26 protein-coding genes are annotated in these 24478 nt (G+C 35.4%); 4 read left to right on the top strand and 22 right to left on the bottom strand.

Annotated features, from left to right (window positions below; translation table 11 throughout):
* Positions 1-228 precede the first annotated feature (228 nt).
* Positions 229-1311 carry a BamA/TamA family outer membrane protein gene (locus tag BLQ19_RS19430; RefSeq protein WP_074539448.1) on the top strand — a complete coding sequence of 361 codons (1083 nt, stop codon included), beginning with the start codon at positions 229-231 and terminating at the stop codon, positions 1309-1311.
* Here BLQ19_RS19430 and BLQ19_RS19425 read toward each other — a convergent pair whose 3' ends face one another.
* Together BLQ19_RS19425 and BLQ19_RS19420 are read right to left on the bottom strand one after the other, a co-directional pair.
* Positions 1312-3552 carry an efflux RND transporter permease subunit gene (locus BLQ19_RS19425; RefSeq protein WP_083332306.1) on the bottom strand — a complete coding sequence of 747 codons (2241 nt, stop codon included), beginning with the start codon at positions 3550-3552 and terminating at the stop codon, positions 1312-1314.
* Between the two features lie 58 nt (positions 3553-3610).
* A complete protein-coding gene (locus BLQ19_RS19420; RefSeq protein WP_083332305.1) occupies positions 3611-4393 on the bottom strand; it encodes a DUF547 domain-containing protein in 783 nt (260 codons plus the stop codon).
* A 165-nt stretch (positions 4394-4558) separates the two neighbouring features.
* Here BLQ19_RS19420 and BLQ19_RS19415 point away from each other — a divergent pair, with 165 nt between their 5' ends.
* The gene (locus BLQ19_RS19415; protein WP_074539447.1) at positions 4559-5266 is read left to right on the top strand and encodes a glycosyltransferase; all 708 of its coding nucleotides are present in this window, start codon (positions 4559-4561) and stop codon (positions 5264-5266) included.
* Between the two features lie 5 nt (positions 5267-5271).
* Positions 5272-6336, top strand: a complete 1065-nt coding sequence (locus BLQ19_RS19410) for a VOC family protein (protein ID WP_074539446.1) — start codon at positions 5272-5274, stop codon at positions 6334-6336.
* Positions 6337-6347: 11 nt separating this feature from the next.
* Here BLQ19_RS19410 and BLQ19_RS19405 read toward each other — a convergent pair whose 3' ends face one another.
* From BLQ19_RS19405 to BLQ19_RS19325, 17 genes are all read right to left on the bottom strand, one after another.
* Positions 6348-7148, bottom strand: a complete 801-nt coding sequence (locus tag BLQ19_RS19405; protein ID WP_074539445.1) for an anti-sigma factor — start codon at positions 7146-7148, stop codon at positions 6348-6350.
* A gap of 1 nt (position 7149) precedes the next feature.
* A complete protein-coding gene (locus BLQ19_RS19400) occupies positions 7150-7680 on the bottom strand; it encodes an RNA polymerase sigma factor (protein ID WP_024479758.1) in 531 nt (176 codons plus the stop codon).
* Positions 7681-7757: 77 nt separating this feature from the next.
* Complete coding sequence (locus tag BLQ19_RS19395) at positions 7758-8357, bottom strand: superoxide dismutase family protein (protein ID WP_074539444.1); 600 nt, start codon at positions 8355-8357, stop codon at positions 7758-7760.
* Between the two features lie 110 nt (positions 8358-8467).
* Positions 8468-9103, bottom strand: a complete 636-nt coding sequence (locus BLQ19_RS19390; RefSeq protein WP_074539443.1) for a hypothetical protein — start codon at positions 9101-9103, stop codon at positions 8468-8470.
* An 88-nt stretch (positions 9104-9191) separates the two neighbouring features.
* A complete protein-coding gene (locus BLQ19_RS19385) occupies positions 9192-9869 on the bottom strand; it encodes a DUF2490 domain-containing protein (RefSeq protein WP_074539442.1) in 678 nt (225 codons plus the stop codon).
* Positions 9870-9948: 79 nt separating this feature from the next.
* The gene (locus BLQ19_RS19380) at positions 9949-13197 is read right to left on the bottom strand and encodes a WD40/YVTN/BNR-like repeat-containing protein (protein WP_074539441.1); all 3249 of its coding nucleotides are present in this window, start codon (positions 13195-13197) and stop codon (positions 9949-9951) included.
* Between the two features lie 105 nt (positions 13198-13302).
* Positions 13303-13899, bottom strand: coding sequence for a methyltransferase domain-containing protein (locus tag BLQ19_RS19375; protein WP_025614367.1), 597 nt, complete (start codon positions 13897-13899; stop codon positions 13303-13305).
* Between the two features lie 5 nt (positions 13900-13904).
* On the bottom strand, positions 13905-14672 hold the full coding sequence (locus BLQ19_RS19370; protein ID WP_074539440.1) for a CDP-alcohol phosphatidyltransferase family protein: 768 nt from the start codon (positions 14670-14672) through the stop codon (positions 13905-13907).
* Positions 14673-14786: 114 nt separating this feature from the next.
* Entirely contained in the window at positions 14787-15197 is a 411-nt protein-coding gene (locus BLQ19_RS19365; RefSeq protein ID WP_074539439.1) for a hypothetical protein, read from the bottom strand.
* A gap of 133 nt (positions 15198-15330) precedes the next feature.
* Entirely contained in the window at positions 15331-16302 is a 972-nt protein-coding gene (locus BLQ19_RS19360; protein ID WP_074539438.1) for an XAC2610-related protein, read from the bottom strand.
* 44 nt (positions 16303-16346) lie between these two features.
* On the bottom strand, positions 16347-17276 hold the full coding sequence (locus BLQ19_RS19355; RefSeq protein ID WP_024479767.1) for a TolB-like translocation protein: 930 nt from the start codon (positions 17274-17276) through the stop codon (positions 16347-16349).
* Positions 17277-17397: 121 nt separating this feature from the next.
* Positions 17398-17952 carry a glycohydrolase toxin TNT-related protein gene (locus tag BLQ19_RS19350; protein ID WP_074539437.1) on the bottom strand — a complete coding sequence of 185 codons (555 nt, stop codon included), beginning with the start codon at positions 17950-17952 and terminating at the stop codon, positions 17398-17400.
* A gap of 172 nt (positions 17953-18124) precedes the next feature.
* Positions 18125-18745 (bottom strand): hypothetical protein, encoded by a 621-nt coding sequence (locus BLQ19_RS19345; RefSeq protein ID WP_074539436.1) that lies wholly within the window; start codon positions 18743-18745, stop codon positions 18125-18127.
* Positions 18746-18771: 26 nt separating this feature from the next.
* Entirely contained in the window at positions 18772-19392 is a 621-nt protein-coding gene (locus BLQ19_RS19340) for a leucine-rich repeat domain-containing protein (RefSeq protein ID WP_074539435.1), read from the bottom strand.
* A 122-nt stretch (positions 19393-19514) separates the two neighbouring features.
* On the bottom strand, positions 19515-20324 hold the full coding sequence (locus BLQ19_RS19335; RefSeq protein WP_083332304.1) for an RluA family pseudouridine synthase: 810 nt from the start codon (positions 20322-20324) through the stop codon (positions 19515-19517).
* A gap of 73 nt (positions 20325-20397) precedes the next feature.
* The gene (locus tag BLQ19_RS19330) at positions 20398-20901 is read right to left on the bottom strand and encodes a hypothetical protein (protein WP_074539433.1); all 504 of its coding nucleotides are present in this window, start codon (positions 20899-20901) and stop codon (positions 20398-20400) included.
* 110 nt (positions 20902-21011) lie between these two features.
* Positions 21012-21914 carry a hypothetical protein gene (locus BLQ19_RS19325; protein WP_074539432.1) on the bottom strand — a complete coding sequence of 301 codons (903 nt, stop codon included), beginning with the start codon at positions 21912-21914 and terminating at the stop codon, positions 21012-21014.
* Between the two features lie 235 nt (positions 21915-22149).
* Here BLQ19_RS19325 and BLQ19_RS19320 point away from each other — a divergent pair, with 235 nt between their 5' ends.
* Positions 22150-23013, top strand: a complete 864-nt coding sequence (locus BLQ19_RS19320; RefSeq protein ID WP_074539431.1) for a bestrophin family protein — start codon at positions 22150-22152, stop codon at positions 23011-23013.
* An 11-nt stretch (positions 23014-23024) separates the two neighbouring features.
* Here the strand turns inward: BLQ19_RS19320 and BLQ19_RS19315 are convergent, their stop codons facing one another.
* From BLQ19_RS19315 to BLQ19_RS21365, 3 genes are all read right to left on the bottom strand, one after another.
* Entirely contained in the window at positions 23025-23477 is a 453-nt protein-coding gene (locus tag BLQ19_RS19315) for a hypothetical protein (protein WP_139150292.1), read from the bottom strand.
* A 112-nt stretch (positions 23478-23589) separates the two neighbouring features.
* Positions 23590-23934, bottom strand: a complete 345-nt coding sequence (locus BLQ19_RS19310) for an outer membrane beta-barrel protein (RefSeq protein ID WP_083332303.1) — start codon at positions 23932-23934, stop codon at positions 23590-23592.
* An 18-nt stretch (positions 23935-23952) separates the two neighbouring features.
* Positions 23953-24093, bottom strand: a complete 141-nt coding sequence (locus BLQ19_RS21365; RefSeq protein WP_175444450.1) for a hypothetical protein — start codon at positions 24091-24093, stop codon at positions 23953-23955.
* Positions 24094-24478: the final 385 nt, after the last annotated feature.

Raw genomic sequence — 24478 nt, 5'->3', positions numbered from 1 at the left:
TGAAACTATGATTTATTTTATACTCCTCTTAGAATTATACATTGTACTGCATTTAAGTCTAGTAGTGTACCTAGCGCAAAAAAAACTTAATGAAGAAATTAAGTTGGCTAATTTTTATACGACTAAAACCAAAAAGTAGTACTAAAGGAAACCCATCAGCGTAAGAATTAATTTCAGTTTCTATAGCGATATAATTCATAGCTTTGGCGGGTCAATATTTGTTGGAGGATGCGAGGAAATGAGATTGCAATTGTTTTAGTATTACTATTCTTTTTTAAAGGATACAGTCAAGAAGTTGCGCAGGATTCTACAAAAAATCTGAATGTAACCATCTTCCCTGTGGCTTTCTATACAGCAGAAACAGATTTTGGCTTTGGAGCTTTAGGAGTCGCGTCTTTCTGGATGAAAAATCAACCTAGAACCACAAGAGCTTCCTCTTTACAATTAGGAGCTAGTTATACCACCAAAAATCAAATATTAATATATGTTCCTTTTGAGCTATATACGCATGAAGAAAAATGGCGGTATGTAGGAGAAGTGGGGTATTATAGATATGTCTATAATTATTTTGGACAAGGAATAGATAGTAAAGAAAGTAATTTGGAAACTTATGAGGTGAGTTTTCCAAGAGTTCGGCTTTCCGTTTTAAGACAAGTACTTCCTAATATATCTGCAGGCCTTAGTTATGAATTAGATGATTTTAAAAATTTAAAAGCAGCAGAAGGTGGTGTTTTAGAAACTTCGGAGGTTATAGGTAAAGAAGGTGGCGCAGTTTCTAATATAGGTGCCGTGATACATTATGATTCTCGAGATCATATTTTTTATCCTACCAAAGGGTTCTTTATCCAAGCCAGTTATTTTGTTTCTTCGAGTTTATTAGGTTCTAGTTTTAATTATAACAAGTTTATTCTAGACAATAGATTTTATCAAAAAGTAGGTAAAAATCAAGTGTTGGCTGCGAATTTATTTTTAGGTACAGCCTCAGACGGGATGCCTTTTTTAGATCAATTTACCTTAGGAGGTAAAAGAACACGAGGCATCAATAGCAGACGTTATCAAGATAATTCGGAAGCTAGTTTTGCTTTAGAATATCGCTTTCCTATCATCAGTAGGTTTGGTGGTGTCGTTTTTGGTTCTACAGGTACGGTTGCTCCTAATTTAGATGATGTCTTTTCATCACCTTATAAAAATTCAGGAGGTGTAGGACTTCGCTATATCATCAATAAAAGAGATGGCGTTCGTATTCGTGCCGATTACGGAATCTCTAGCGAAGGCGGTATTTTTACCTTCACCATCAAAGAAGCTTTTTAATTACATAAATTTTCGAATCAATACCGGAAGCAGCAGCAAATCTAAAAGTAATGCTGTAAATAATGTTGCGCTTATAAGCAATCCTATAATTAAACTAGGGTTGTGAATAGAAAATAATAAAGTCATAAATCCAAAAAAGAGGAGTAGCGTTGTGATAATCAACGCTCTACCTGTTTCTAAGAAGGTAGTTTCTAAAGCACGTTCTTTGGTCAACCCCTTAGAGATTGCAATTTTATACTTGCCTAAAAAATGTATGGTATCATCTACAGCAATACCAAATACAATAGCAAATACAATAGATACAGGGGCATCTAACGGAATGTTTAGAAAGCCAAGTAAAGCACCAGCAAATAGCAGCGGAACCATATTAGGGATCAAAGAGATGATGACGAGTTTTATGTTTTTAAATAAGAATGCCATAATAATCCCCACCAATAGCAAGCCCATTAGCAAACCTTGAAATAAACTAGCTTGAATATAAGAGGCATTTTTATCCATGAGCATACCCTTACCCGTAACTCTAAAGTTTACGATACTCGTATCGATATGTGTAGCAACAAAAGCATCAATCTTATCATAAGTTTTTACCAGACTATCAGTGCCAATATCAAGAACATTAGCAATAATTCTAGCTTTGGTTTTGCTGCTATCGGTGAATTTATCTAGTTGTTGTCGCGCATATCTAGAAGCATCTTTTTTATAGATGTCAAATTCGTCTTGCGTATCGGGTAAGACAAAATAAGCGGTCTTATTTAAATGGTTTGCTTTGTTTAGTGCTTTAAAAATCGAATTTACGGAGCGTATGTTATCTACATTTTCTGTTTCTTGAAGCAATTGATTTACTTTTTCAATTTCTTGGGCTACAGCAAAATCTGTAATCTTATAGCCTTGTTTTGTTTGTACGGCCAGTTCTATGGTTCTAAAACCAGAATATTCATTTTGAAAAAAAGCAAAATCTTCTGCAATCTTACTGTTGTTAGGAAGGCTAGTTTTAAAAGTATAGTTGGTGTTTACTAGGCTTAGGCCATATACACAAACTACCGTAAAAATAATACTGACGCTTACGATGCTCTTTGGTTGCGCTATCGTAAAAGCATTCATTTTCAGCAGATGCTTTTGCCAGAAAGTCGACTTGCTTTTTTTAGGGAGGAGGGTTGAATTTTTAAATATCAGGACTAGAGAGCTGGTAAAGAAAACTACGGTAATATAAGCGATAAGTACACCGATGGCAGAGTTTACGCCAAAGTCTCTAATACCCACCAATTTTGAAAATAGCAACGATAAAAATCCTATTGCCGTAGTTACTGAAGTTAATAAAGTAGATAAACCAACTTCTTTTAGAGACTGTACAATTGCAGTTTGTCGTGCAACTCCTACTTTAATTTTTTCCAGAAAATTATCAAGGATATGAATAACATCCGAAGTACCCACAATAAGCATTAGAATAGGGTAGAAGGCCGCCAAAGCACTGAGCTCTTTGCCTAATAAGGACAGGGTGCCAAGGAAAATTAACAAGGCTACAAATATGGATATTAGGGTGATAAAAACAATTGCGGTACGTTTATAAATGATGTAGAGTACAATAAGGACCAATATTAAAGAAACAATGGAAGTAACCGTTAGTTCTCTTTTTTGCATTTGCACTAAGGCTTCATAGAATGAGGTTCTCCCCATTAAGTGGTTGGAACTAAAGTTATGTTCACTTAATAAGGTTCTTGTGGCATCTAATAAAGCTACAGATTGCTGATAATCTAAATTGTCTTTGGTCTCTAGAAAAACCACTAAGGAGTGTGCATTTTCATCGATAAAGGAGCCAATGAAAAAATTGTCTTCTTGTATTTTTTCCCAATCAGCGGTATATTGTGTTTCGTCATCAATATGCAATACAGGGAGTTTTGTATAGCCAAAAGAAGTTTTTAGCGGATAGGATAAATTAGTTAAGGAATTAGCTTCCGTGACATGAGGCAATGCTTTTGCAGCAAGGGTAAACTTATCAAAATTTTCTAGAAACTCTTTGTCAAAAATACCTCCTTCATTTTCTACGGCCACCAATAAGAAATTATCATCGGTAGAAAAATCTTTTATGAATTCTTCGTAAAACAACAAATCATCATCACCTGTTGGGAAAAACTGACTAAAATCAAAAGAGAACTTTAAATTAGGAAGCAAAAAGCCAGACCCAATAGATAGGAGTATAAAAACACCTAAGATGATTTTTTTAAACGAAAGAATTTTAAGCATATAATGAATTCATAATGCCCAAAATGAAACACGGTACTGGGCATTCAAAATTAATGAATTATAAGTTAGTCCAGTTATCTAAATCTAAGGTCCAATCATAGCTTTTATAAGTGATTTCGATATCCTTTGTGGTTGGAATGATTTGATTTTCTTTTAAAATTTTTTTCACGCCTTTTTTAGATCCAAAATCGCCTCTAAACCAACTAAATAAAGAAGTTACAGCTACAGATTTGTTTTCAGCAGTATATGTCGTTGTTTTTACTAAATACTCTTGGGTTCCTTTATTAAACTGTTCGTTTATGTGCTCTGGAGAATAAATAGCTACAGGAGGGCAATCTTTAGCGCCACAATTAAGTGCAAAATGCACTCGATAATCACGAGTATCTACTCTTAATTTTCTTTCAAATTTATTAGGGAACCATTTGCGAATTAATCCTAAGCCTAAAGGCCATTGAGACTTTCTAATAATACCGTGTTCAATCTTTGCAAAAGACACCGTTTCCCCTGCAATTGTAATCTGCTCGCGGCTAAAAAAATCTCTACGGTCATTGTATAACTCAGGCGTATCACTTAAAATAAGTTGAATGTATCCGTTGTAAATATTCACCCAAAACGCTAGTTTCTCCTGATCTGTAGGTAATGCACTTTCTAAATCTTCTAAAGAGCTGTTCGCAAGTTGTTCCTGAATAGCACTTACGTCTTCTCCGTTTTTTATCTTTAAAAGAAAATCTTCAGAAAGGGTATTGTAATCTTTCCCTTGCTGTGCGGTCATGGATACCACAGTAAGAATAATAGTAAATAATGTAGTGAAAAATCTGATATTTTTTGTTTTGCGTTTCATTTGAACTGATATTTGTGTTGTATCTTGCTTTATTTACGAGATAATAGCGTTATATGTTTTGTCGTAAATAAATAAAACCCTTTCGTATAAAATTACGTAAATAGAAATGTTACAGTACCTCAAATAAATAAGTTGTAACGCTTTTTGAATTGAAAGACGTTTTTTATGATATCTATTATAATACCTGCACATAACGAACAAAAAAACCTATTAAAACTTATTCCCTTTTTAGATGCGCTTTGTCAAGAAACACCAGCAGAAGTATTGGTTGTGCTTTCTGCAGCAAATACAGAGGAAATTCGTTTTTCTAGTGATAAAATTAAGGTAGTGCAATGCAATGAAAATGGTAGGGCTGTTCAAATGAATTTTGGTGTGACACGTGCAAAAGGAACTATGTTTGCTTTCCTTCATGCTGATGTACTGCCGCCTAAAAATTTTCTAAAGGATATTGAACATACTTTAAGAGATACCTATCAAGCAGGTTTCTTTTCTTACCGATTTGATAGTGCGAGCAAGCTATTAAATGTAAACTCTAAATTTACAGCCAAAGATGGCATTTTCACGGGTGGGGGAGATCAATGTTTATTTATCGAGAAAACGGTTTTTAACCAACTTGGTGGTTTCGATGCAAAACAATTAATCATGGAAGATTTTGAGTTTTTCAAGCGTATGAAAAATAGAAAAGTCAAGTATAAAATTATTAATAACGACTTACTAGTTTCTGCAAGAAAGTATGAGTCCAATTCCTATTTAAGAGTAAACATGTCTAATTTACTATTGGTGGTATTATTTAAAATGGGATATCCTTCAGCCAAATTACAATCCCTTCATAATAGATTGCTACAAATGCCTTACCACACTAAACCTGAATAAAATTTATGGCAAAAATAATCAACGGAATTCAACAAATAGGTATTGGCGTAGCAGATGCTAAAAGTGTGTTTAATTGGTATCGTAAATATTTAGGGTTTGATATTCTGGTCTTTGAAGATATTGCTACGGCTGATTTAATGACGCAGTATACCAATCATAAAGTAGAACGTAGGCATGCCTTATTATCCTTGAATATGAAAGGTGGCGGCGGATTAGAGATTTGGCAGTTTACAGGCCGGATTCCTACAGCTTCAAAAACACCTTTTTTAATGGGAGATTTAGGTATTAATTGCATGAAAATTAGAGCAGCAAATGTGCTAGATGCGCATTCTAACTTGAAGGCACTTAATTTAGATACTTTAGGCGCTTTGAGTGCTACCCAAGACGGGAAACCTCATTTTTTCTTCCAAGATCCTTGGAGTAATTTGGTGGAAGTTGTTCAAGATGATTACCTGTTCTCAGAAACCAAAAGCATTTCTGGAGGGGTAATAGGAACCATAATTGGTGTTTCTGATATGGACAGCGCATTGCCTTTTTATCAAATGATTTTAGGGTACGATGTTCAGGCTTCTGACCGTTCGGGTTCTTTTGAAGACTTTAAAGAGCTTCCAGGTGGTACGCATGCCTTTAGAAGAGTTCTTTTAAAACATCAGAAGAGTGCGGTAGGTGGATTTGGAGAACTATTAGGTCCTACGGAAATAGAATTAATACAAGTAATAGATCGGAAACCTATTAAAATCTATAAAGATAGATTGTGGGGAGATTTGGGCTACATTCACCTTTGTTTTGATATTAATGGTATGAAAATGCTACGTGATGAAGCAAAAGATCTTGGATTTCCGTTTACAGTAGATAGTGCTGATAGTTTTGATATGGGAGATGCAGCGGGTCATTTTAGCTATATAGAAGACCCAGACGGTACCTTAATAGAATTTGTAGAAACGCACAAGGTGCCCATCCTAAAAAAGCTTGGAATTTTTATCAACTTAAAAAAAAGGAATCCGCTTAATCCGTTACCTAAATGGCTAGTAAAAGCTATGCAGGTACATCGAGTTAAGCGGAATCTATAAGTCTCAATAGACTAAGAACTCACTACTCCTAAGGTATATAATTGTTCTAAGTTAGGCGTTTCACTACCTCCTGCAGGCTCTAAAGTAATTCCAAAGGCCTCAGACTCATTAGGGTTGTTTAAGGCAAATACTTTCGTATCATCCGTAATGAAATCTTCTAACAGTCCCATACTCGTAGGAGTTAAGGGGTTTAGTTTTAAAGACCATACTTGATATACCATTCCGTCTGGCGGTTCTGGTAGTCCTTGGGCATCAATAAATACTTTTTGTTCGCTCTTATTCCAATAGGCTTTTGCATAGGAATTAGGGTCTACGGCTTGGCCACCTAAGGCAACAACCTGGATGTTTTTATCCCGAATGGTGCTTAGTAATTCTTCTGTTTTCTCTAATGATGTTTTTGCTTCTTCAATTTTTTCCTCTAAAGCGCTATTGACTTGCGTAGAGTTATCTAAATTTGATTTTAGCGTATCATTTTGGGTATACATCCAAAATAGGCCTACGGCTAATAAAATTGATGCTGCCCACCCGATGTAAGCACTCCAATTTGTTTTCTCTGGTTGCAGTGTAATTACTTTTGGAGCTTCTGCTGCAGCTATTTTAGCTTTTACTTTGGCCAAATGAATCTGTGCACCTTCTTTAGGCGCAGCTGCTTTAGTCAATGCTAAAACCGCAGCTTCAATGGCTTTAATTTCGTTTTGTATTTCAGGATATTCTGCTGCGTATCTGGCGATATCTAAGTTTTCTACCTCCGATAAGATACCAGCAACGTAGAGTTCTAGAATTCCTGATGCTATATATTTTTCTGTATCCATGTTATATTGCTATATTTCCCCTAATTTGTGCAATGCAACTTCTGTTTCTTGTTTTTACCGTTCCTATGGGTATCTCCAATTCTTCAGCAGCTTCCTTTTGCGTATATCCTTTAAAGTACAACAAGTCTATGATTTGAACACATTTTTCTTTAAGGTTCGTTAATAAGCTTTTTATACCAATGGTATCTACTTGAGCGTTAAGGTCATTTTTGTCTTCTAGGATATTTACGAAAAAATCTGAAGATAGGTTTTGTTTGCTGTTTTTGTGGGATTTAGAACGCACTTCATCGATTGCCGCATTACGTGCAATATTCAACATCCAAGTGAAAAATCGCCCCTTAGAGATATTGTAACTCTCAGAGTTATTCCATGCCTTTACAAAAACATCTTGGCAAATTTCCTGAGCTATATCTGTATTCTTAACAATGTTAAAGATAACACCACATATATTATCAGCATACATGCTATACAGCTTTTCAAAAGCCTTAGCATCTTTCATTCGGAACTTTTCTACTAATTCTTCTAATTCCATGGACTAGGTTTACAAATTAAAGATATAAAAAAAAGCTGCCAAAGAGCAGCTTTTAATTTTATTATAGTGGTAGTTTCTTATTGAATTATACCGGCACAACTAACACGAGCACCTGCGTCTCCACTAGGTTGAGACGTAAAATCATCTACTCCTTGGTGAACAATTACTCCTTTACCAATAATGTTCTTGGTATCATCATCACAATCAATACACCATTCATCTGTACTAAATTCTACCTTGGCATTTCCATCTGTATCTGCCATAAAGTTTCCAATATCACCTCTGTGATATCCCGCTTCATCACCCCATTTTCCATGTTGTTGGAATGTTGGGTTCCAATGGCCACCTGCAGATTTTCCATCAGCAGAAGAACAATCTGCCGTTTCGTGAATATGAATAGCATGTTCTCCCTCAGATAATCCAGCTAATGTAGCCACCATCATGACTTCGCCCTCTTTTTCGGTAAAAGTAACTTCGCCTTTAACTTCAGAATCACTTTTAGGTTCTAAAGAAATGGTCATGGTTTTTTCTTCCATGGTATGATCCATCTCATTAGACTTGTTGTCCACGCTGTTTTCTATTTCCTCAGAAGTATCTTTAACTTCCTTTTTTGTGTCCTTGCAGCTATAAGATAAACTTATGGCAACAAGTGCTAGGGTACCTATTATTTTTTTCATGTGTTGTAGTTTTAATGTAGTGTTTTACTTAGTACACAAAACTAAACCTAGTAAAAGAAAAGAAGTGCTCTAATAGCGATTATTAGTAACGCAAATGAATTACCTTACTATTATTTCTTAACGAATAAGACATCACCTTTAATAGCTACCTCGTCCCAAGTTTTGCTAACCCCATCTTTACCTGTATGTAATGCTTCGCATACTTTGTTTAAAGATGCAACAGCATCCGTAGCGTTCCAATTCTTTAAATCCATTACCCCATTAAAGGTATAGCTTGTGTCAGAATTCATGGTCGTTTCTAATGGAATTGAGCTAGTTGCTCCGTTCATTTCAATTTCCAATGAACATGCTTCTCCATCCACCTTAAAAGTGCCAGAAATTAGTTCTGTATTCTTCATAGCACCAAAAAAGAATTCTGTAATTTTTGGATCTCTTGTGCCAGTAGGATCATTTGTAAATAAGCTGCTTACAGGAATTCCAAATTCTAAACCATTTAAAGCTTCTAAAGCAGTAGCGGCAGGAGTAGCATTTTTAATATTGATAGCTTTAAAAGTCCCGCCAACAGGAAGTTTGTCTGTTGTTTTGTAAGCTGTAAAGCTCACTTTTGTAGAGTCAGAAACTATAGTATACATTTCTGTTGCAGTAACCGTTTCTTTTTCTTCTGAAGTAGTTTCTTTTTTAGCCTCTTTACAGCTGTAAGAGAACATACCTATTGCGAACGATAAAATTAAAAGTGTTTTTTTCATTACTGTAAATTTTTTATTTGATAGGATAAAATTACGCTTATTTTAGGGCGTATTCTAATTCAAACCCCACAGATTTCTGAATGATTTGTTATTTTTTCTTTCTTAAATCAGGACTGTAAAATATACCAACTTGTATGCGGTCATAATTAGCACCAGAAAAATGATTCTTTAGATATCCACCCTGTACCGCTAAATTTTCGGTAACGTTAACGCCTAGGGCACCATATAGTCTATTTTGACCAAAGGCATCATCTTGTAAATTAATAAAGACTTCATCGTACACATTCAAAAAGAAAATATCTGTTAGGGGTAAGGTTACTTGCAAACGGTACCGGGCCCTGTGCTGCGTAGCTGTTTCACCCATAGATTCCAAAAAGCGTTGTTCTAATCTATAGCGGTGTTCAAAATGAAATTCACCCACTTTATTCCTTAAAATAAATTGCTCAAAAATTCGATGCTCTTTGCTGTTTTCTTCATTAGGAAGTTCATCAAAAGAGCCATCTGTTGTAATATAACCATAACCAAGCGTTGCTATAGCTTCAGGATTTATATGATAATTTAACCCAGTACGCAACAGTAGTTGATTAAAGTTGCTTGTCGTTTCATAATATCTAAACTGTGCTTCGGTATGGATACTTAGCTTATCGCTTACCTTATTGGTTCCAAAATACATATACCATGCCCCCCAATTATCTTCGCCTGTTTCTTGGGCATTGATAGCTGTTGTGGTAATTAAAATCGAAATAATACATAGAATTTTTTTCATAGCAAAAATGGTCAGGTTGAGTTTGGTAGAAACCTGACCGGTCTGTTTTAAATCCTCTCGACACTACTCAAGGAAAATATTAATTAATAGTAATTTCTTTAATAGCTTTAAAAGGAGAGTTATTTACTTGCTCCATACTTGTTTTGTAGCTTTTCCAATCGTCATTAAAAAATGCATTCGTCTTTTCTAAGGCCGATACTAATTCTTCTTTCGCAAAAGCCATCAAATTAGTTTCTGTAATGGTCATCCCCGTTTTTCTACTCCCAACATAGCCTTTTGCATTACCGATACGTTGCATAACTGTCATTTCAGGATTTCGGGTAATACCTTGTCGCTTGTCTTCTTTTCCGATATATAACGCTATTACATCCTCTATTTTCTTGATAATTTCTTTAGAGGCTTTAAGTTCTGCTTCGTATGTCTCTTTGTCCAGTTCTTTTAATTCTTTCTGATATTTACGAGCCGTATTCTTACTTTCTACTAATTGTTTAACAGCATCTGCAGCCGTTTGCATATACGTTTCTATAGTTTTGGAGTGCGTATATACTTCATTGATAGATGCGGTAGAGGTTTCTATTCTAGGATCAGATTTTACATCTATGGTAGTTTCATTAGTTATCGCACCAAAAGACATTTTAATAGTATAGGTGCCAGGCTTAACATCCGTACCACCAGCTTCGTTTTTACGCTTGCTGATTTTTCTAGAAGGTCTGTCTGGACCTTTTTCATCCATTCTCCAATAGATACGGTGGAATCCTGCTTTTTCCGGGGTTTTGTACTTTAAAGTTCTAATTAATCGGGTACCGTCATAAATATCAAACTGCACGGAATCTTTCTTTTGTACGCCAGTGAGTTCTTCTTTCTTTTCCGTTGCCTCATCTGCAGTATCATCATCGTCCTCTTTATCTGCCTTATCATCTTCGTCTTTATCCTCTTTTTTTCCAACGGATTTTTTCTTGCCTTCTTTTAGATAATAAGTAATCATGGCGCCAGATTTTTTGTTTTCACCATTGAACATAGCATCAGCTCCAAATCTACTACCACTAGCTTGTTGGTACGCTGCTTGGTATGCTGTAGGCGGTGTAAATAATTGGGCGTCTTTTTGAAGAATAGTCGCGTCTGCAGCTAAGGCTCTTAAAGGGCGAATATCATCTAAAACCCAAGCAGCACGACCAAAGGTACCGATCACCAAATCATGTTCTCTTGGTTGTATCACTAAATCTTTTGTAGAAACAGTAGGAAAACCTTCCGTCCATTTTTGCCATTTATTACCCGCATTTAAGGAAATATACAAACCGTCATCGGTTCCTAAAAACAATAGATTTGGATTTTCTAAATCTTCAACAATAGAAAGGGTATAGCTTTTAACATCAGTAGCATCTACAATACGTTCCCATGTTTTTCCGTAGTTTTTAGTACGATAAGCATAAGGAGTGTAATTAAACCTGCGGTAATCATTCGCTATTAAAAGTGCTTCTCCTTTATTTTTGTTCGATGCTTTTATTTGCGGAATCCAACTTCCTTTTGGTAAGCCTTTTATATTCGCTGTAACATCGGTCCAAGCAATTCCTCCATTTTGAGTAATATGCACACGCCCGTCATCAGTACCAATCCATAACATGTCCTTTTCAAGCGGAGAAGGCTCAATAACAAGTATGGTACAGTGGTTTTCCGCCCCTGTGGCATCCATGGTTAATCCGCCGCTCTCATCTTGTTTTTGTTTTTCAGGATCGTTGGTCGTTAAATCTGTTGAAATAACACTCCACGTTAAACATTTGTCGGTACTTTTATGTACAAACTGACTTCCAAAATAGACCGTACTTGTATCAAAAGGATCTTGCCCAATAGCAGAGTTCCAGTTAAAACGTAATTCAGTTTTAGCATCAGGAGGGGTAGGGCGCACTATGTAATTGTTGCCTGTTTCATGATCATAGCGCGATACATAACCCTGCTGACTCATAGCATACCCAAAGCGAGAATCTTCTAGATCTGGTACTACATCAAAACCATCTCCAAAAGCAATCTCTTGCCAGTAGCTGTTGCGGATACCTTGTGCCTTCCATACGTAAGCAGGACCTCTCCAAGAGCCGTTGTCTTGCATTCCTCCATAAACATTGTATGGGTATTCATTATCTGTATTGATGTGGTAAAATTGCGCCACAGGTATATTCCCCACAAAACGCCATGATTTTCCACCATCTTTGGTAATGTTCATTCCGCCGTCATTACCATCCATCATAAATTGGCCGTTTTTAGGATGAATCCACCACGCATGGTGATCTGGATGAACTCCATTATCCACGCCGTAAGCCGGCATTAACTGGGTAAAGTTTTTACCTCCATCTTCAGATACATTGATATAGGTGAACACAGAATAAATTCTGTTTTCATTTTGAGGATCTACATAGATTTCAGAATAATAAAACGGGCGGTTCCCAATATCTTCTTTATCGTTTATTTTTTTCCATTTGAAACCACCATCTTCAGATTTATAAAGGGCATTCTTTTTAGATTCTATAAGGGCATAGACAATATTTGGCTTGCCAGGAGCTATCGCCACTCCAATTCTTCCAAGTTCGCCAGCAGGCAAACCATCTTCTTCTGCTAATTTCTTCCAGTTTTTACCACCATCATGGGTCATATACAAACCACTGCCTTCACCACCAGATTTAAAAAACCAAGGATCTCTTTTGTGCTCCCACATGGCAGCAATTAATTTATTTGGATTGGTAGGGTCCATCACCAAATCTGCAATACCTGATTTGTTATTGGTAAATAGTATTTTAGACCACGTAATTCCGCCATCGGTAGTTTTAAAAACACCACGTTCTGGGTGTTCTCCCCAAGGTGAACCAATAGCACCCACATAAACAATATCTGGGTTGGTAGGGTCAATTACAATTCTGTGAATATGTCTTGTTTTTTCCAAGCCCATAGATTTCCAGCTTTTTCCGCCATCTAGAGATTTGAAAATACCATAGCCACCATTTAAGCTATTTCTTGGGTTACCTTCTCCGGTACCCGCCCATAAAACCGATGGGTTACTCTGTTGAATGGCAACGGCACCAACAGAAGCAGTCACTTCTTTATCAAAAATAGGTTCCCATTTAATGCCTCCAGAAGTAGATTTCCAGAGTCCGCCAGAAGCGGTACCTACATACATAATCTCAGGATTTGAGTGTACAGCATCAATAGAAGTAACACGTCCGCTCATACCTCCTGGACCTATATTTCTTGGTTTTAGATCTTGAATCAGATCCATGGTAAAATCTTGTGCAAAGGTTGAAAATGAAGCAAGAAGCATCATTAGAAAAAGCAGTTTTTTCATCTGTCGTAGTTTAGGTTTAATTAGTCGGTTTAAATATACCAAAACCAAAAGGAAGAATTCTTAAAAAGATGTTAAGGAGAGTTGTGTAAACTATAGGAAATAAGGCTATTTCTTAATGAAAATGCCAAACAATTCACGGTCTTGTCTTGGTGGGATGGAATTATAAGACGGTTGAAAAGTTTTTTCCGTAAAGAAAGGAGCCAGGTACGATAGGTACAACTTTTTATCGCCACCAAAAGGTCTCTTTTCTAAATCGTCCGTTAGTGGAATAGCAAACCAGAGTCCCACAAGTTTTCCTTTTTCTTTTAAGAGTGAAGCCATTTGCTGTGCATAGGCAGAGCGGTTTTCAGCGGTAGGTACAAAGGAGCAGAAGAAGGTTTGTTCGATAATGATATCAAATTGCCCCTCAAATTCAAAAAAATTAGCGTGGTGCAAATGGGTATCTGGAAAAGTCGGATTTCTTTTTTTGAAGTCTTGTAATGGAATTTCAGATATGTCTAGAATATGAACATTTGTAAAGCCTTTTTCAATCAGGTATTCTGCTTCATATCCATTCCCTGCACCAGGAATCAATAGCTTAATATTTTTATCTTCAAGCTGGTCAATATAGGTTTTAATAGGTGTAGCGGCAAAACCAATATCCCAACCTGTTTGTTTTTCTTTATAACGTGTAGTCCAGTATGATTCTTCTTGATGGCGCATAGTACTTACCTATTTATATACCTTCTAATGCCTATAAAAATAAGAATAAAAACAGAGAAGCCTATAAAGAAGGGAACTATATAATGTTTTAGGCCAATCACTAGCATTAAGGCTATTAATAGCAATTGAAAACCGAGACCAAAAGTAGAGACGGCCGTCATTAGCCAATTAGGGAGTTTATTACTTTTAACGGCATCTTTATCTAGGATGTAAATAATCTTATCAAAAGCACCATAGAGTGCCTTATACATAAAAAATAAGATGTTTACATTTTGCTGTTTTTCGCCCGCTAAGGCTATGGGAGTGCTGTCTTCAAAAATACGACTTGTGGTATCTCCGTTGTGTTTGTTTCTCAAGATTACATAATAGTAATTGTATAAGGTTCCTTGCAGTTGAATTCCTATAAATGCTAAAAAGGCATACCCAAGTGACCCCTCTGTTATGTACCAGATGGTACCAATTAATAAGAGATTTAATAGTATGTCAGAAACAGAATCAAGATAACGGCCGGTATAGGAAGGTGTTTCTTTTATACGCGCCAGTTCACCATCTGCTGCATCTAGAATAGATTTAAGTATTAAGAAAAATGCGGTAGCCCAATAATAGTGATGAAAAATACATACAATAGCTATGAGTCCAGAAAAGACAAAAGCAATGGTTACATGAATGGGCGTAAAAGATGTCTTTTGTAAGGATTGAGCAATGATTCTAGCACATGGTCTTCCATAATCAGACAAGTCTAAAAACTGATTCTTCTGAGGTAATTTTGACATTTAAAGAGTCGCACTTGAGAAGAAAAACCAATAACGGAAACACGCTTGCTTAGTCCACTTCTCAAAGTGGTTGTCGCAAAAGTAACATTAATTTAACATTTTCTAAAAGTTTCCTTACGTTTTAATCCCCATTCTACCGCCTAGCCATGCCATTGGAATGTAAGCCACCAAAATATCTAAAATGGTAAACCATGTAGGGGATGGGAGCATATACGTATTTACGACTCCGCCTATCAAGAAAAAAACACCTATGATCAATGCTGCTTCTATGTGGTAGGTGATCGCTATTTTGGCGGTAATAAATGCACCTGCTAAAGTTCCTAGCGCATGAGCTAAGAAAGGCATTAAAAAATGTTTGGGGGTAAACAAATGCATGGAAGCTTTTAAGCCTTCCATAGTAGTCACATCTACATCGGTTGGTGGGGGAATAATAAAACCGCTACTCATAATAATTCCCATATTTACCATACTACCGATGAGTATTCCAGCAGCTACGGCTAGAATATTTCTTAACGTCGGATTCATACAAATGGTTTTTTGGTTATTCTTTTATAAGATACTGATTTTTTTACTAAAGAGGAAGGGAACAGTCCTACCATCTCGCGTAGTAGGTTTATTTTTTAGTTGGATTTTTGTTAATGCTCCGCAAATCTACCAGTTATTCTACACGCATATTCTCAAGCGTTAAACGCAAGACGCTAGTTAATTCTCCTTCTACAGTTTCAGCAACAGCATTCATGGAGATATTTTTGCGTGGAGTTCGTATTGTGATGCCCGTAGTACTAATTTGATAGCTGGTGTTCTTATTCGTAAATGATAGGGTGTTTTTACTTTTATCGTAAACAAAGTTATCCTCGTAGAAAAGTTCTACTGTTTCCTCTTTTTCCGTGAAGGCATAGTATAGACGATTTGAAAAAGCATGAATCAAACTCATTTTTTTGCCATTTTTAAATTGAAAGGAAAAAATGGTTTGTATGTCAAATCCACTATCGGGTAAAACGCTATACTTGGTTTCTACCATTTGATTATTTACCCGTTCTTTTTCTACATAATCTATCAACATACCATTAGGATTCATAGATTCTTCACTTATTTTAATAGCAATGGGTTTATTATCTAGGACTTTAAATTCAGAGAATTGATGCCAGCAACAACCACTTTTGGTCATGGTATGTATAGTTTTAGTTTTTTCCGCTATTTGAAACATGCCACAATATTCATAAGATAGTCTTGTAAATTCAGGACTGTGAACAAAAGTCTGATGCTCTTGCAGGTAAATTTGATAAGAGGGGCCGCCGTAGCAACTATTACGCCCATCCATAAAGGCAACGTCTTCTAGCCCGTCAAAATTAAAATCTTGAAAAATCAGAAAGTTTTGGCGGTCATAAGGCAATGAAATATTATTGTCGGTTTCAATAATCAGTTCATCACTTTCTATAAATAGTACTTGTTTATCCGTTGAGGTATTCACAATAGAAAAGCTTCCTTTTTTAAATGTATCATTTTCAAACCCTTGTTCAATTGCTATAGTAGCATTATAGGTGCTCGAAAAATCACTTATCGTATAGGTGCGTTGTGCTAAGGTTAATACCGGTAGCATTCCGAGAAGTAGTAGTAAACGTTTTTTCATTTTGGCGGTGCAAGTTTAGAGGGCAGACAGTAATCCGTCAATTCTTATTCTATAATTAAATGTACTTGGTAGATTTTGCTCAGGCCATTTTTACTATCTTCTAGATAGGTTTTAAATGCAGCCATTGATTCAAATTCTCTAGGCATAAGTGTATTTCGTTTGCTGGTAAAATATAATTGCTGCTGTTGTGCATCATAAAAAGGGCAATAGTCCATGTATTTAGTATTGATAGGAATTCCTAGATTCTTTGCTTTTTGCCAGACGCCATTACGGTCTTTTTTTGCAAGATAAAGATCGCCACTTCCTTGCCCGTCAGCTTCGTTGTATCTAGAAAAGATTATAAAATCTTCCTCCTCAGCAATGAAGGCATTAAATTCATAGCCAGCGCTATTAATGTTTTCATTCAATAAAACGGGTTTAGAATACTTGCCATTTTCCCAAGTGCACAGGTACAGATCGTCTTCACCTAAACCTTCGGGGGCTACCATGGTAAAATATAAATTATTGTTCTTACTTACAGAAGGGTAAAATTCATCTAAGGCAGAATTTACAGGAGCTCCTAGATTTTTAGGACTAGACCATTCTGCGGTGTTATTTTTTCGATCTACATACCAAATATCAAAATCTTTTTTTTCGTTAGTAGTGTTTTCTAAAGGCCGGTCTGAAACGAAAAATAACCTGTTATTATCATAGGAAAGAAAAGGTTCTAGGTATTTGTAAGCAGCATTAAAAGGTAGTAATTCTGGTGCAGACCATCCTTTTTTTTCTTTTTTAATATAGGCGAGTTGTGAGAGTTCTTGACCAGGGCTCTGTACTGTAAAAAAAGCCTCTTGTCCGTCTTTTGAAAGGCAAAAATCACGCACGTTCGTAAATTCATTCAATACCGCATCAAATGGAGTGATAGCAGCTTCTGTCTGCGCAAAAAGTGCTGAGGTTATAAAGAGAGATAGTATAAAGAGTCCGTTATTCATCATGCTTTAAAGGTAACGGTTTTGTCTCATTTGGTCTCTGCAAATTAAGATTAGCCAGGGAGTACTTTCCCTCTTTAGCATAGTGGCACTAGCAGTATAGCGCTGTAGAGGCACTATAGAACGGTTATTTTAATTTAAGGATGCTAATTTTTCCTGCGGCATACAATTCTGATAAGGAAACTTTTTTTCCTTCAAAGACAGGTAAAGAACCATCAAAGGTGATTCCTTTTTCGGTAATAAATCTATAATTATCACGGTCTTGCAGAATCCCCAGATTATCTATCGTTAAAGCTACTTTTTCAACATAACTAATGGCATTTAGTTTATAAGCTTCTTCTAAGGTAATTGGATTGTCTAAATAAGAAAAGAACAATTTTGTACCACCACCAGGCTTGCCAAACCAAGGCATTGCTTCTCCTGATTTTATTTTTATGCCCTCGGGAATTTGATTGATAGTAAATACCTGTTTTTCAAAACTATCAAATTCATCAGGAAGGGATTTTCGCTCAAAAGGTTCCTTTTCGTACCAAAAATAAACTGCTTGGTTCTGCCATGAAGGATCATGTTTGTCTTCTAACGCGTCTGGGTTGTGGTAATGCATCAGAAGATCTGCACCTAGATTAAAGGTGAGGATGGACTCATTAATCAACCAATCAAATTTTTCAGCATCAAATTTCATAGTATACTTTCAATGTTTTAAGTGTGCAACCACGCTTTATTAATGATAAAACTATCCTTTTAAAGCTGTAGTTGCTATAAAAATAGAAAAATTCGGGAGATATGATCAACTACTGGTAAACGAGTTTCTTCCAAATTTCCCTATACTCTTGTTACTTATCAGCCTTTTTAATTTAGCTTTTCATGAGTTCTATTAAAGCTTTATCTACATGATGCGTACAAGCAATTTTAATTCTCTTTTCTTCTTTTTCTAAAGTACTCGCAGAAATTTCAGTGCTATAATTTTGATTAGAGATTTTTTTAATCAGCGTATTATTTTTGAAATAAAAGTGATTTTCTATTTTAGCTAAGGCTTCATCCTTAGGAGATTCTTTTTCTATAACCAGAATGGTCTCCATAGTCTCACTCATGTAAATTTCAAAGTCGTTTTTTGTGGTTTCATCCTCATTTTTTACAGCAATTAATATAGGGATACTTTCTGCAGAATTATAAACGGTTAAGTGCTCATTACCATTTACTACATTAAGTTTAAAACCTGGATGCTCTTGCCAGAAGGCATAATCTATTTGTTCGTAGATATCAATAATGGCTTTAATTTCCGGAGAAACTTCATTCTTATAAGAAAAATTGTTTTGGGGCCCGAGAGCTTCAAGAGCGGCTAGTTTTTCTAGTGCTTTATCTCTTTTATTTAGTTCTTCCTGTACAGATTTTAATGGTATGTTTTGTTTTGGTGCTTGCTCATTACATGAGAATGCTAATGCAAGGCATGATAGTAGTAGGGTTTTTTTAATCATTGGTTCATTAATTTGGGGTGTGGTTCTTAGTGTATGATTTCTAGGTTTGTGGATTCTTTTAAGGTTTTAATTTTAGCAATAGAAATAGGGTTGTTGCTAAGAATAATTGTGGTTAAACTGTCCATTTTTGAGAGTTGAGTGAGGTCTATCTCCGTAATATTATTGTAGGTAAAGTCTATCCGCTTTAGATTTTTCATCTTCCAAACAATTTCAGGAATCTGGTTGAGGTAATTATTACTAAAATCTGCCGAAACATAGTCTTGTAATTTTTCTTCTCCAGTAATCTTTAGACTTGTTTCTAATTGTTTTAGAGTACTCGTTGTGCTAGAGGTCATGGTGTAGTCTCCTGTACTAAGCGTTTTAGAAACTAAAGTAAATAGGTCTGTTTTGTTATTGTATTCGTTTCCTAGGTTGGGTTTTACATAGAATTGAAACAAAATGAAGCCTCCGAAAATAATAAGTCCTATTCCTAAAAAGCCATAAAAAATTCTAGCACCATCTACGCCTAAGACATTTTGAATAATTCTATGTTTTAGTTTTCGATGCGAATAGTCTTTATGCTTATTTTTAATAGAAGCATAGATGGTATAGCCACCAGCTAGTAGTGCAATTATGGCGAGAAGTAGTATGACGGTTTTGGGTTCCATAAATTATAATTCTAAGACCATGGCATCAAAGTATGACACTAGTCGGTTTAACAACTAGGATGGTCCTAATGGATGCACTATAATTTTAACGCAAAACTTCGGATAAAATTCTAAGCAAGAGGTTATTTTATAAGGATATCTATTGGGAATAATTTTCTAAATCGCTCTGGGAAATTAGCTGTTAAGCTCATTTCTTTTTCCGTAAACGGATGAAGGAACTGCAAGGAATAGGCGTGTAGGTACATGCCTTTGCCTTTTAAGATTAAAGATGCTGTGCCATAGTCTTTATCTCCTAAGATAGGGTTTCCTATGCTAGCAAGGTGTTTGCGCAATTGATGCCTTCGTCCGGTTTTAGGATCTAACTGTACTAAATTAAGCATACCAAAGCGTTCAGAAGGTGCTGATGCTAGTACGGAGTATGTAGAGCAAGATGGTTTGTCATCTATTGTAGTGCTTATTTCTCCTTCCGCATTCATAGTGCCTATGGTTACGGCATAATAGGTTTTAGCTACTTCTTTATCTTCAAACATTTTGTTTAAAGCACGGATGCTACTGCTTGTTTTTCCGGCTAATAAAATACCGGTGGTGGCATAATCTAAGCGGTGCACTGGTTGTGGTTTTGTTGCATCAGAGAGGGTGCTAGGTTTAAGGTTTTGCACCAGTGCATTCGCAATGGTTTTAAAGCTATTACCGCTTACTAAAATACCTGCTGGTTTGTAAATAATGGCCAAATAATCATCTTCAAACAGGACCTTTAATGGAAAAATTAATGTTTTGCTAGCAGTAGTTTCTTCAGGGATGTATAATGCTATTCGCTCGCCGCCATGAATAAAGGTAGCGGTAGTTGCTAGGGTACCATTAATAGTAAGGTGCTTTTTTTTAATCGCTTTTTTTAAAGCAGATTTGGTTATGGCAGCACTGAATATACCCACGCCGTATTCTTGAAACCGAATAGGAGTAGCGAGTGGTGGGACGGTATGGGTTTCTGTTGGTTTGATAATTTAATTAACCGTTAGATTCATTTACTTTATAGACATAATTTGTAATGCTGTTTACACAGCATATTGCAAATATAAGATCAGCAAAAGTATCGTTTTTAATATCAATTTCGGTTGTTCTAATCCTTCCGATAAATTTAGAATTGCAAGATAGCATTAATCCAAAACCATTGGGGGTTAAACGTACTTTAAGATTCTTGTCTTCATAGTATGGTTTATCGGAGGTAGCTTTACATTTTATGGGATTGATAAATCTCCAATGCTCCTCTTTTTCAGTATCGATAATATCAAAATCTAAATAATTATTTCCTTGTAGGGTGATTTCTTTATGGTGAAAGTCTAGCACAAATAGCTTTTCTTTTATGTTCTGCTTTGAAATGTTCAGAGAAGCTATTTCATTATTAAATTCATTAGTGATTTCAATTCGTTTCAAATTTCTAAGAAAGAAATTGCCATACACCAATTTAAGATTAAAGTGATGTAAATCGTTTAATGCTATAAAATCTGACATCGTAGGGTTTGTATGAATTGAGAACGTTTTTAAGTATAATTAAAGGAGGTAAAGCTGACTTTTCAATTACTTTCAGCATTACAAACTAAAAATCAAAAGCAGATTACAGTTTAGGAATTAGATTCATCTAGAGCCAAATTTTCGTCATCAAGTACCATTTCATGCGCTACGTTTTCGTGTAATTCCTTTAATAACGAATACGTAAAAGCCATATTATTTTCTTTGCTGCGTCTTGCCCAAAAACAGTAGGTATTAATAAGTCTACTGTCTACAGTAGACCTAGTGTTTTCATAATAGGTAGTGTAGTTTTCGTCACTTAAAACCGCTCTAATTTCATCAGTAGTTTTTTCTGAAATCGCATTTAGAAAGTCTCCATTACTTTCTTCATAATAATATACATCATTAGCCTTTTCGGCTATTTTATATATAGTAGCTAAAAAATCTTTATCATCTTTTATATCTTCATACGATAATAAGAGGCCTTTAACTGCAGCATAAGCGCCAGAAGCTTTATACAAGTTATTTTTTCTTAATAAAGAATATGCCATTTCTTTTAGTTCTGGAGTACACAACTTTTCTAAAGATTCAGGACTTCTATCAATTTTAGAAACCATATGAACTACAAAACTTGATTCAGAATCAAAGATATCTAGGACATCATGAGAGGCAGGGTAGAGTACGCTACTATTTTCAATACCTCTATAGACGTCATACTCTTTTAGATTAAAGTCATCAAAAAAATATTGAACTAGCTTTCTATTGTTTAAAAAAAACCAGGAAGTGCCTTCCAAAAGAAATAAAAGCTTATCCTTATCCAGATAATAGGTCTCTCGTTCATTCTTGAAATAATCTTGAAATCCAATCAAACCTTGATTAAAATTCTTTAAGGAATCTATTAATATTTGTTGGTCTTTGGTTTCTTGTTTTAGTTTAGCTATTTCGTCTTTAGTTGCTTTAGACTGACAAGAGAGTAGGACGACAACGAATAAAGCAATACTTATTTTTTTTATCATTTTGGGGGGGCTATTAGAGTTATGTGGTTCTGGGCCACAAGGATCTCCTAATGTAAACGTAATGTAGAAAAAAATAGTATATGATGCCTTTTAGCGCTTCCAAAGTTACAGCTTAATCAGATGTTTAGCATTTAGAACTCAGCTTTGGTAATTTGAAGCCTGTTATTTTATTTAATTTATATACCATATCGTTTTAACATTCTCTAATTTTACCGCTCAACATATTTAAGGCTTCATGATACAGTACAACCCCAAAGATTGGATAACATTTATTTTTAGATTTCACAAATCAGATACCTTTAGAAAACTCATTCCTATGATGATTTTTATTGGCTTTTATACGTATGGAGTTGGGTATTTAGAATTAGAATACTGGAAATTGTCCAGTAAAAACCATTTATCCAATATAACCGTGATGCATAGTATGTTGGGGTTCGTGATATCTTTATTATTGGTTTTTAGAACCAATACGGCATATGACCGTTGGTGGGAAGGCAGAAAATTATGGGGAGCCTTAGTGAATAATAGTAGAAATTTAGCGCTTAAATTAAGTGTTATTTTAAAGAATGACCAAGACCGGTTTTATTTTAAACGTACCATACCTAGTTATGCCGCTATCTTAGTAAAACATTTAACCAATAAAGAAACGGGCTTACAGCTTTATGATGATTTAGACCTAGAAATAGATCATCACAAACACCGCCCTAACCAAGTGGCGAAAATGATTTACCAGCGCGTGTATGATTTGTACGAGCAGAAAGTAATTACGGGCGACCAGCTTATTGTTTTAAACAGCGAAGTGCAATCCTTTACGGACATATGTGGCGCTTGCGAACGGATTAAAAATACCCCTATCCCATATTCGTACAGTGCCTTTATTAAAAAGTTTATTTTTTTCTATGTGATGACCTTACCTTTTGGTTATGTGTTTAGTTTAGGGTATTACGCTATTCCAGTAGTTATTTTTGTGTTTTATGTATTAGCAAGTTTAGAGTTAATTGCAGAAGAAATTGAAGATCCGTTTGGGTTTGATGCCAATGATTTACCGATTAAAAAAATAGCGGAGAATATTGAGAAACACGTGGGAGAGCTGCTTTAGAAGGAGTTTTTTTAGTGAAGTAGTTCTGCTAATTCAAAGTTTTTTGGTGCGCGCTCAGAGTTTATAAACTGATTAGCACTTATATATAACGTAGCAAGTAAGGTACCATGTAGTGTTATTTTATAAATAGCAATAGGGGTTTCTATAAGAGGCGTATTGGTGATACCTACTTTTTTATAAGCAATTTTTTTACCCTCTATAGTTCTTAATCTTTTTAAATACGTAGCAATTTCTAATTCAGATTTTACGGGAATAGGGCTCGATGCTTGGCACCCAAATTCTCCATAATCAGCTGTGGTAGTTTCTTCTTCAGATGTTGACATTTCAGTCATCATTTTAAATAGCGGATTTTCCTCAATTTCTTCCATAATATTTTTCGATTTCTTCTTTGGTTTGGAATTGAATAATTTCGAAATAATGAGGACAACAATTACAACTAATACGATGATAAAAATTCTTTTCATAGTCTGATTGTATACAGTAGCTAACGTTTATTATGTTATAAATAGTGTATTAAGATTGATGCTAGGGTCTTTACGTTTCACAGAGTTCCTCTGATACACAATAGTAAAGGCATTACAGCACTTTCTTTACTCCAACGGCAACTCCAAAAGAATGATTAAATAAACTCTCACCTTCTGCTCTGATGATTTTGCTCCAGCCTCTATCTATACCACCCACTACTTCTAGAAATAGCTTATTTTTTACATTATACTTCACGCCAAGGCCAAAATTAGAACTCAAGTCAGACGTGCTGCGCAAGTCATCTTTAATGTCATTACCCATTTGTGTAGCAGATATAGTATAGCTGATGCCTGGACCTATTGCAATGAAAGGTCTCAGTTTATTTTCTTTCATTAGATAATACCGCAGTATTAAGGTGAGGCTGATATATTCAAGCTTTGTTCTAAGACCATCTATGCCGGAGCTAAGTTTTTCTTATTCCTCAAAATTACCACCACCTTTTCCAATGTAGCCTAGTGAGCCCTCTAGAGACCACCGCTCAGATAACCTATATTCTGTGGTAAAACTGATAATAGGTCTTAGTAGTTTTTCGGTACTAGACTCGGCATATTTCAATTTGGTACTATTTAAACCGGCTCTTGCTCCTAATTCAAAGTTTTGAGCATGAAGCGAAGCGGAAATTAAGGTGAAAAGTGCTAGGAGTGGAGTTTTTGCATTTTTTAATTTATATCTTTTAATTTATAGGAATTGTGATTTATTAATTACCGAATTTAAAACAGTCTAATGTTATTATATCAGGAAGTCATAGGATGAAACTTAGCTTTAATTAACCGATTGCTTAAAATTACTTTGTTGCTTGACTTTTAAAAAGTAACTATAAACTGTTCTATTTTTTTGGGAAGCCAACAAATATTAATTTTAGTTTAGTAAAGTTATGTGTTCTAAAGTGTAGACTTCCCCTTCTTAGGACACCTCTAATTTCGATAAATAATTATTATTT

The sequence above is a fragment of the Cellulophaga baltica genome (assembly GCF_900102165.1).
In the GTDB taxonomy this organism is placed as follows: Bacteria; Bacteroidota; Bacteroidia; order Flavobacteriales; family Flavobacteriaceae; genus Cellulophaga; species Cellulophaga baltica.
This window is presented reverse-complemented; position numbering and strand designations above follow the sequence as displayed.

Bases quoted from the DNA above. Each gene is read 5' to 3' on its own strand.
- BLQ19_RS19430 (WP_074539448.1), top strand. From the start codon at position 229: ATGCGAGGAAATGAGATTGCAATTGTTTTAGTATTACTATTCTTTTTT.
- BLQ19_RS19425 (WP_083332306.1), bottom strand. From the start codon at position 3,552: ATGCTTAAAATTCTTTCGTTTAAAAAAATCATCTTAGGTGTTTTTATA.
- BLQ19_RS19420 (WP_083332305.1), bottom strand. From the start codon at position 4,393: ATGAAACGCAAAACAAAAAATATCAGATTTTTCACTACATTATTTACT.
- BLQ19_RS19415 (WP_074539447.1), top strand. From the start codon at position 4,559: ATGATATCTATTATAATACCTGCACATAACGAACAAAAAAACCTATTA.
- BLQ19_RS19410 (WP_074539446.1), top strand. From the start codon at position 5,272: ATGGCAAAAATAATCAACGGAATTCAACAAATAGGTATTGGCGTAGCA.
- BLQ19_RS19405 (WP_074539445.1), bottom strand. From the start codon at position 7,148: ATGGATACAGAAAAATATATAGCATCAGGAATTCTAGAACTCTACGTT.
- BLQ19_RS19400 (WP_024479758.1), bottom strand. From the start codon at position 7,680: ATGGAATTAGAAGAATTAGTAGAAAAGTTCCGAATGAAAGATGCTAAG.
- BLQ19_RS19395 (WP_074539444.1), bottom strand. From the start codon at position 8,357: ATGAAAAAAATAATAGGTACCCTAGCACTTGTTGCCATAAGTTTATCT.
- BLQ19_RS19390 (WP_074539443.1), bottom strand. From the start codon at position 9,103: ATGAAAAAAACACTTTTAATTTTATCGTTCGCAATAGGTATGTTCTCT.
- BLQ19_RS19385 (WP_074539442.1), bottom strand. From the start codon at position 9,869: ATGAAAAAAATTCTATGTATTATTTCGATTTTAATTACCACAACAGCT.
- BLQ19_RS19380 (WP_074539441.1), bottom strand. From the start codon at position 13,197: ATGAAAAAACTGCTTTTTCTAATGATGCTTCTTGCTTCATTTTCAACC.
- BLQ19_RS19375 (WP_025614367.1), bottom strand. From the start codon at position 13,899: ATGCGCCATCAAGAAGAATCATACTGGACTACACGTTATAAAGAAAAA.
- BLQ19_RS19370 (WP_074539440.1), bottom strand. From the start codon at position 14,672: ATGTCAAAATTACCTCAGAAGAATCAGTTTTTAGACTTGTCTGATTAT.
- BLQ19_RS19365 (WP_074539439.1), bottom strand. From the start codon at position 15,197: ATGAATCCGACGTTAAGAAATATTCTAGCCGTAGCTGCTGGAATACTC.
- BLQ19_RS19360 (WP_074539438.1), bottom strand. From the start codon at position 16,302: ATGAAAAAACGTTTACTACTACTTCTCGGAATGCTACCGGTATTAACC.
- BLQ19_RS19355 (WP_024479767.1), bottom strand. From the start codon at position 17,276: ATGATGAATAACGGACTCTTTATACTATCTCTCTTTATAACCTCAGCA.
- BLQ19_RS19350 (WP_074539437.1), bottom strand. From the start codon at position 17,952: ATGAAATTTGATGCTGAAAAATTTGATTGGTTGATTAATGAGTCCATC.
- BLQ19_RS19345 (WP_074539436.1), bottom strand. From the start codon at position 18,745: ATGATTAAAAAAACCCTACTACTATCATGCCTTGCATTAGCATTCTCA.
- BLQ19_RS19340 (WP_074539435.1), bottom strand. From the start codon at position 19,392: ATGGAACCCAAAACCGTCATACTACTTCTCGCCATAATTGCACTACTA.
- BLQ19_RS19330 (WP_074539433.1), bottom strand. From the start codon at position 20,901: ATGTCAGATTTTATAGCATTAAACGATTTACATCACTTTAATCTTAAA.
- BLQ19_RS19325 (WP_074539432.1), bottom strand. From the start codon at position 21,914: ATGATAAAAAAAATAAGTATTGCTTTATTCGTTGTCGTCCTACTCTCT.
- BLQ19_RS19320 (WP_074539431.1), top strand. From the start codon at position 22,150: ATGATACAGTACAACCCCAAAGATTGGATAACATTTATTTTTAGATTT.
- BLQ19_RS19315 (WP_139150292.1), bottom strand. From the start codon at position 23,477: ATGAAAAGAATTTTTATCATCGTATTAGTTGTAATTGTTGTCCTCATT.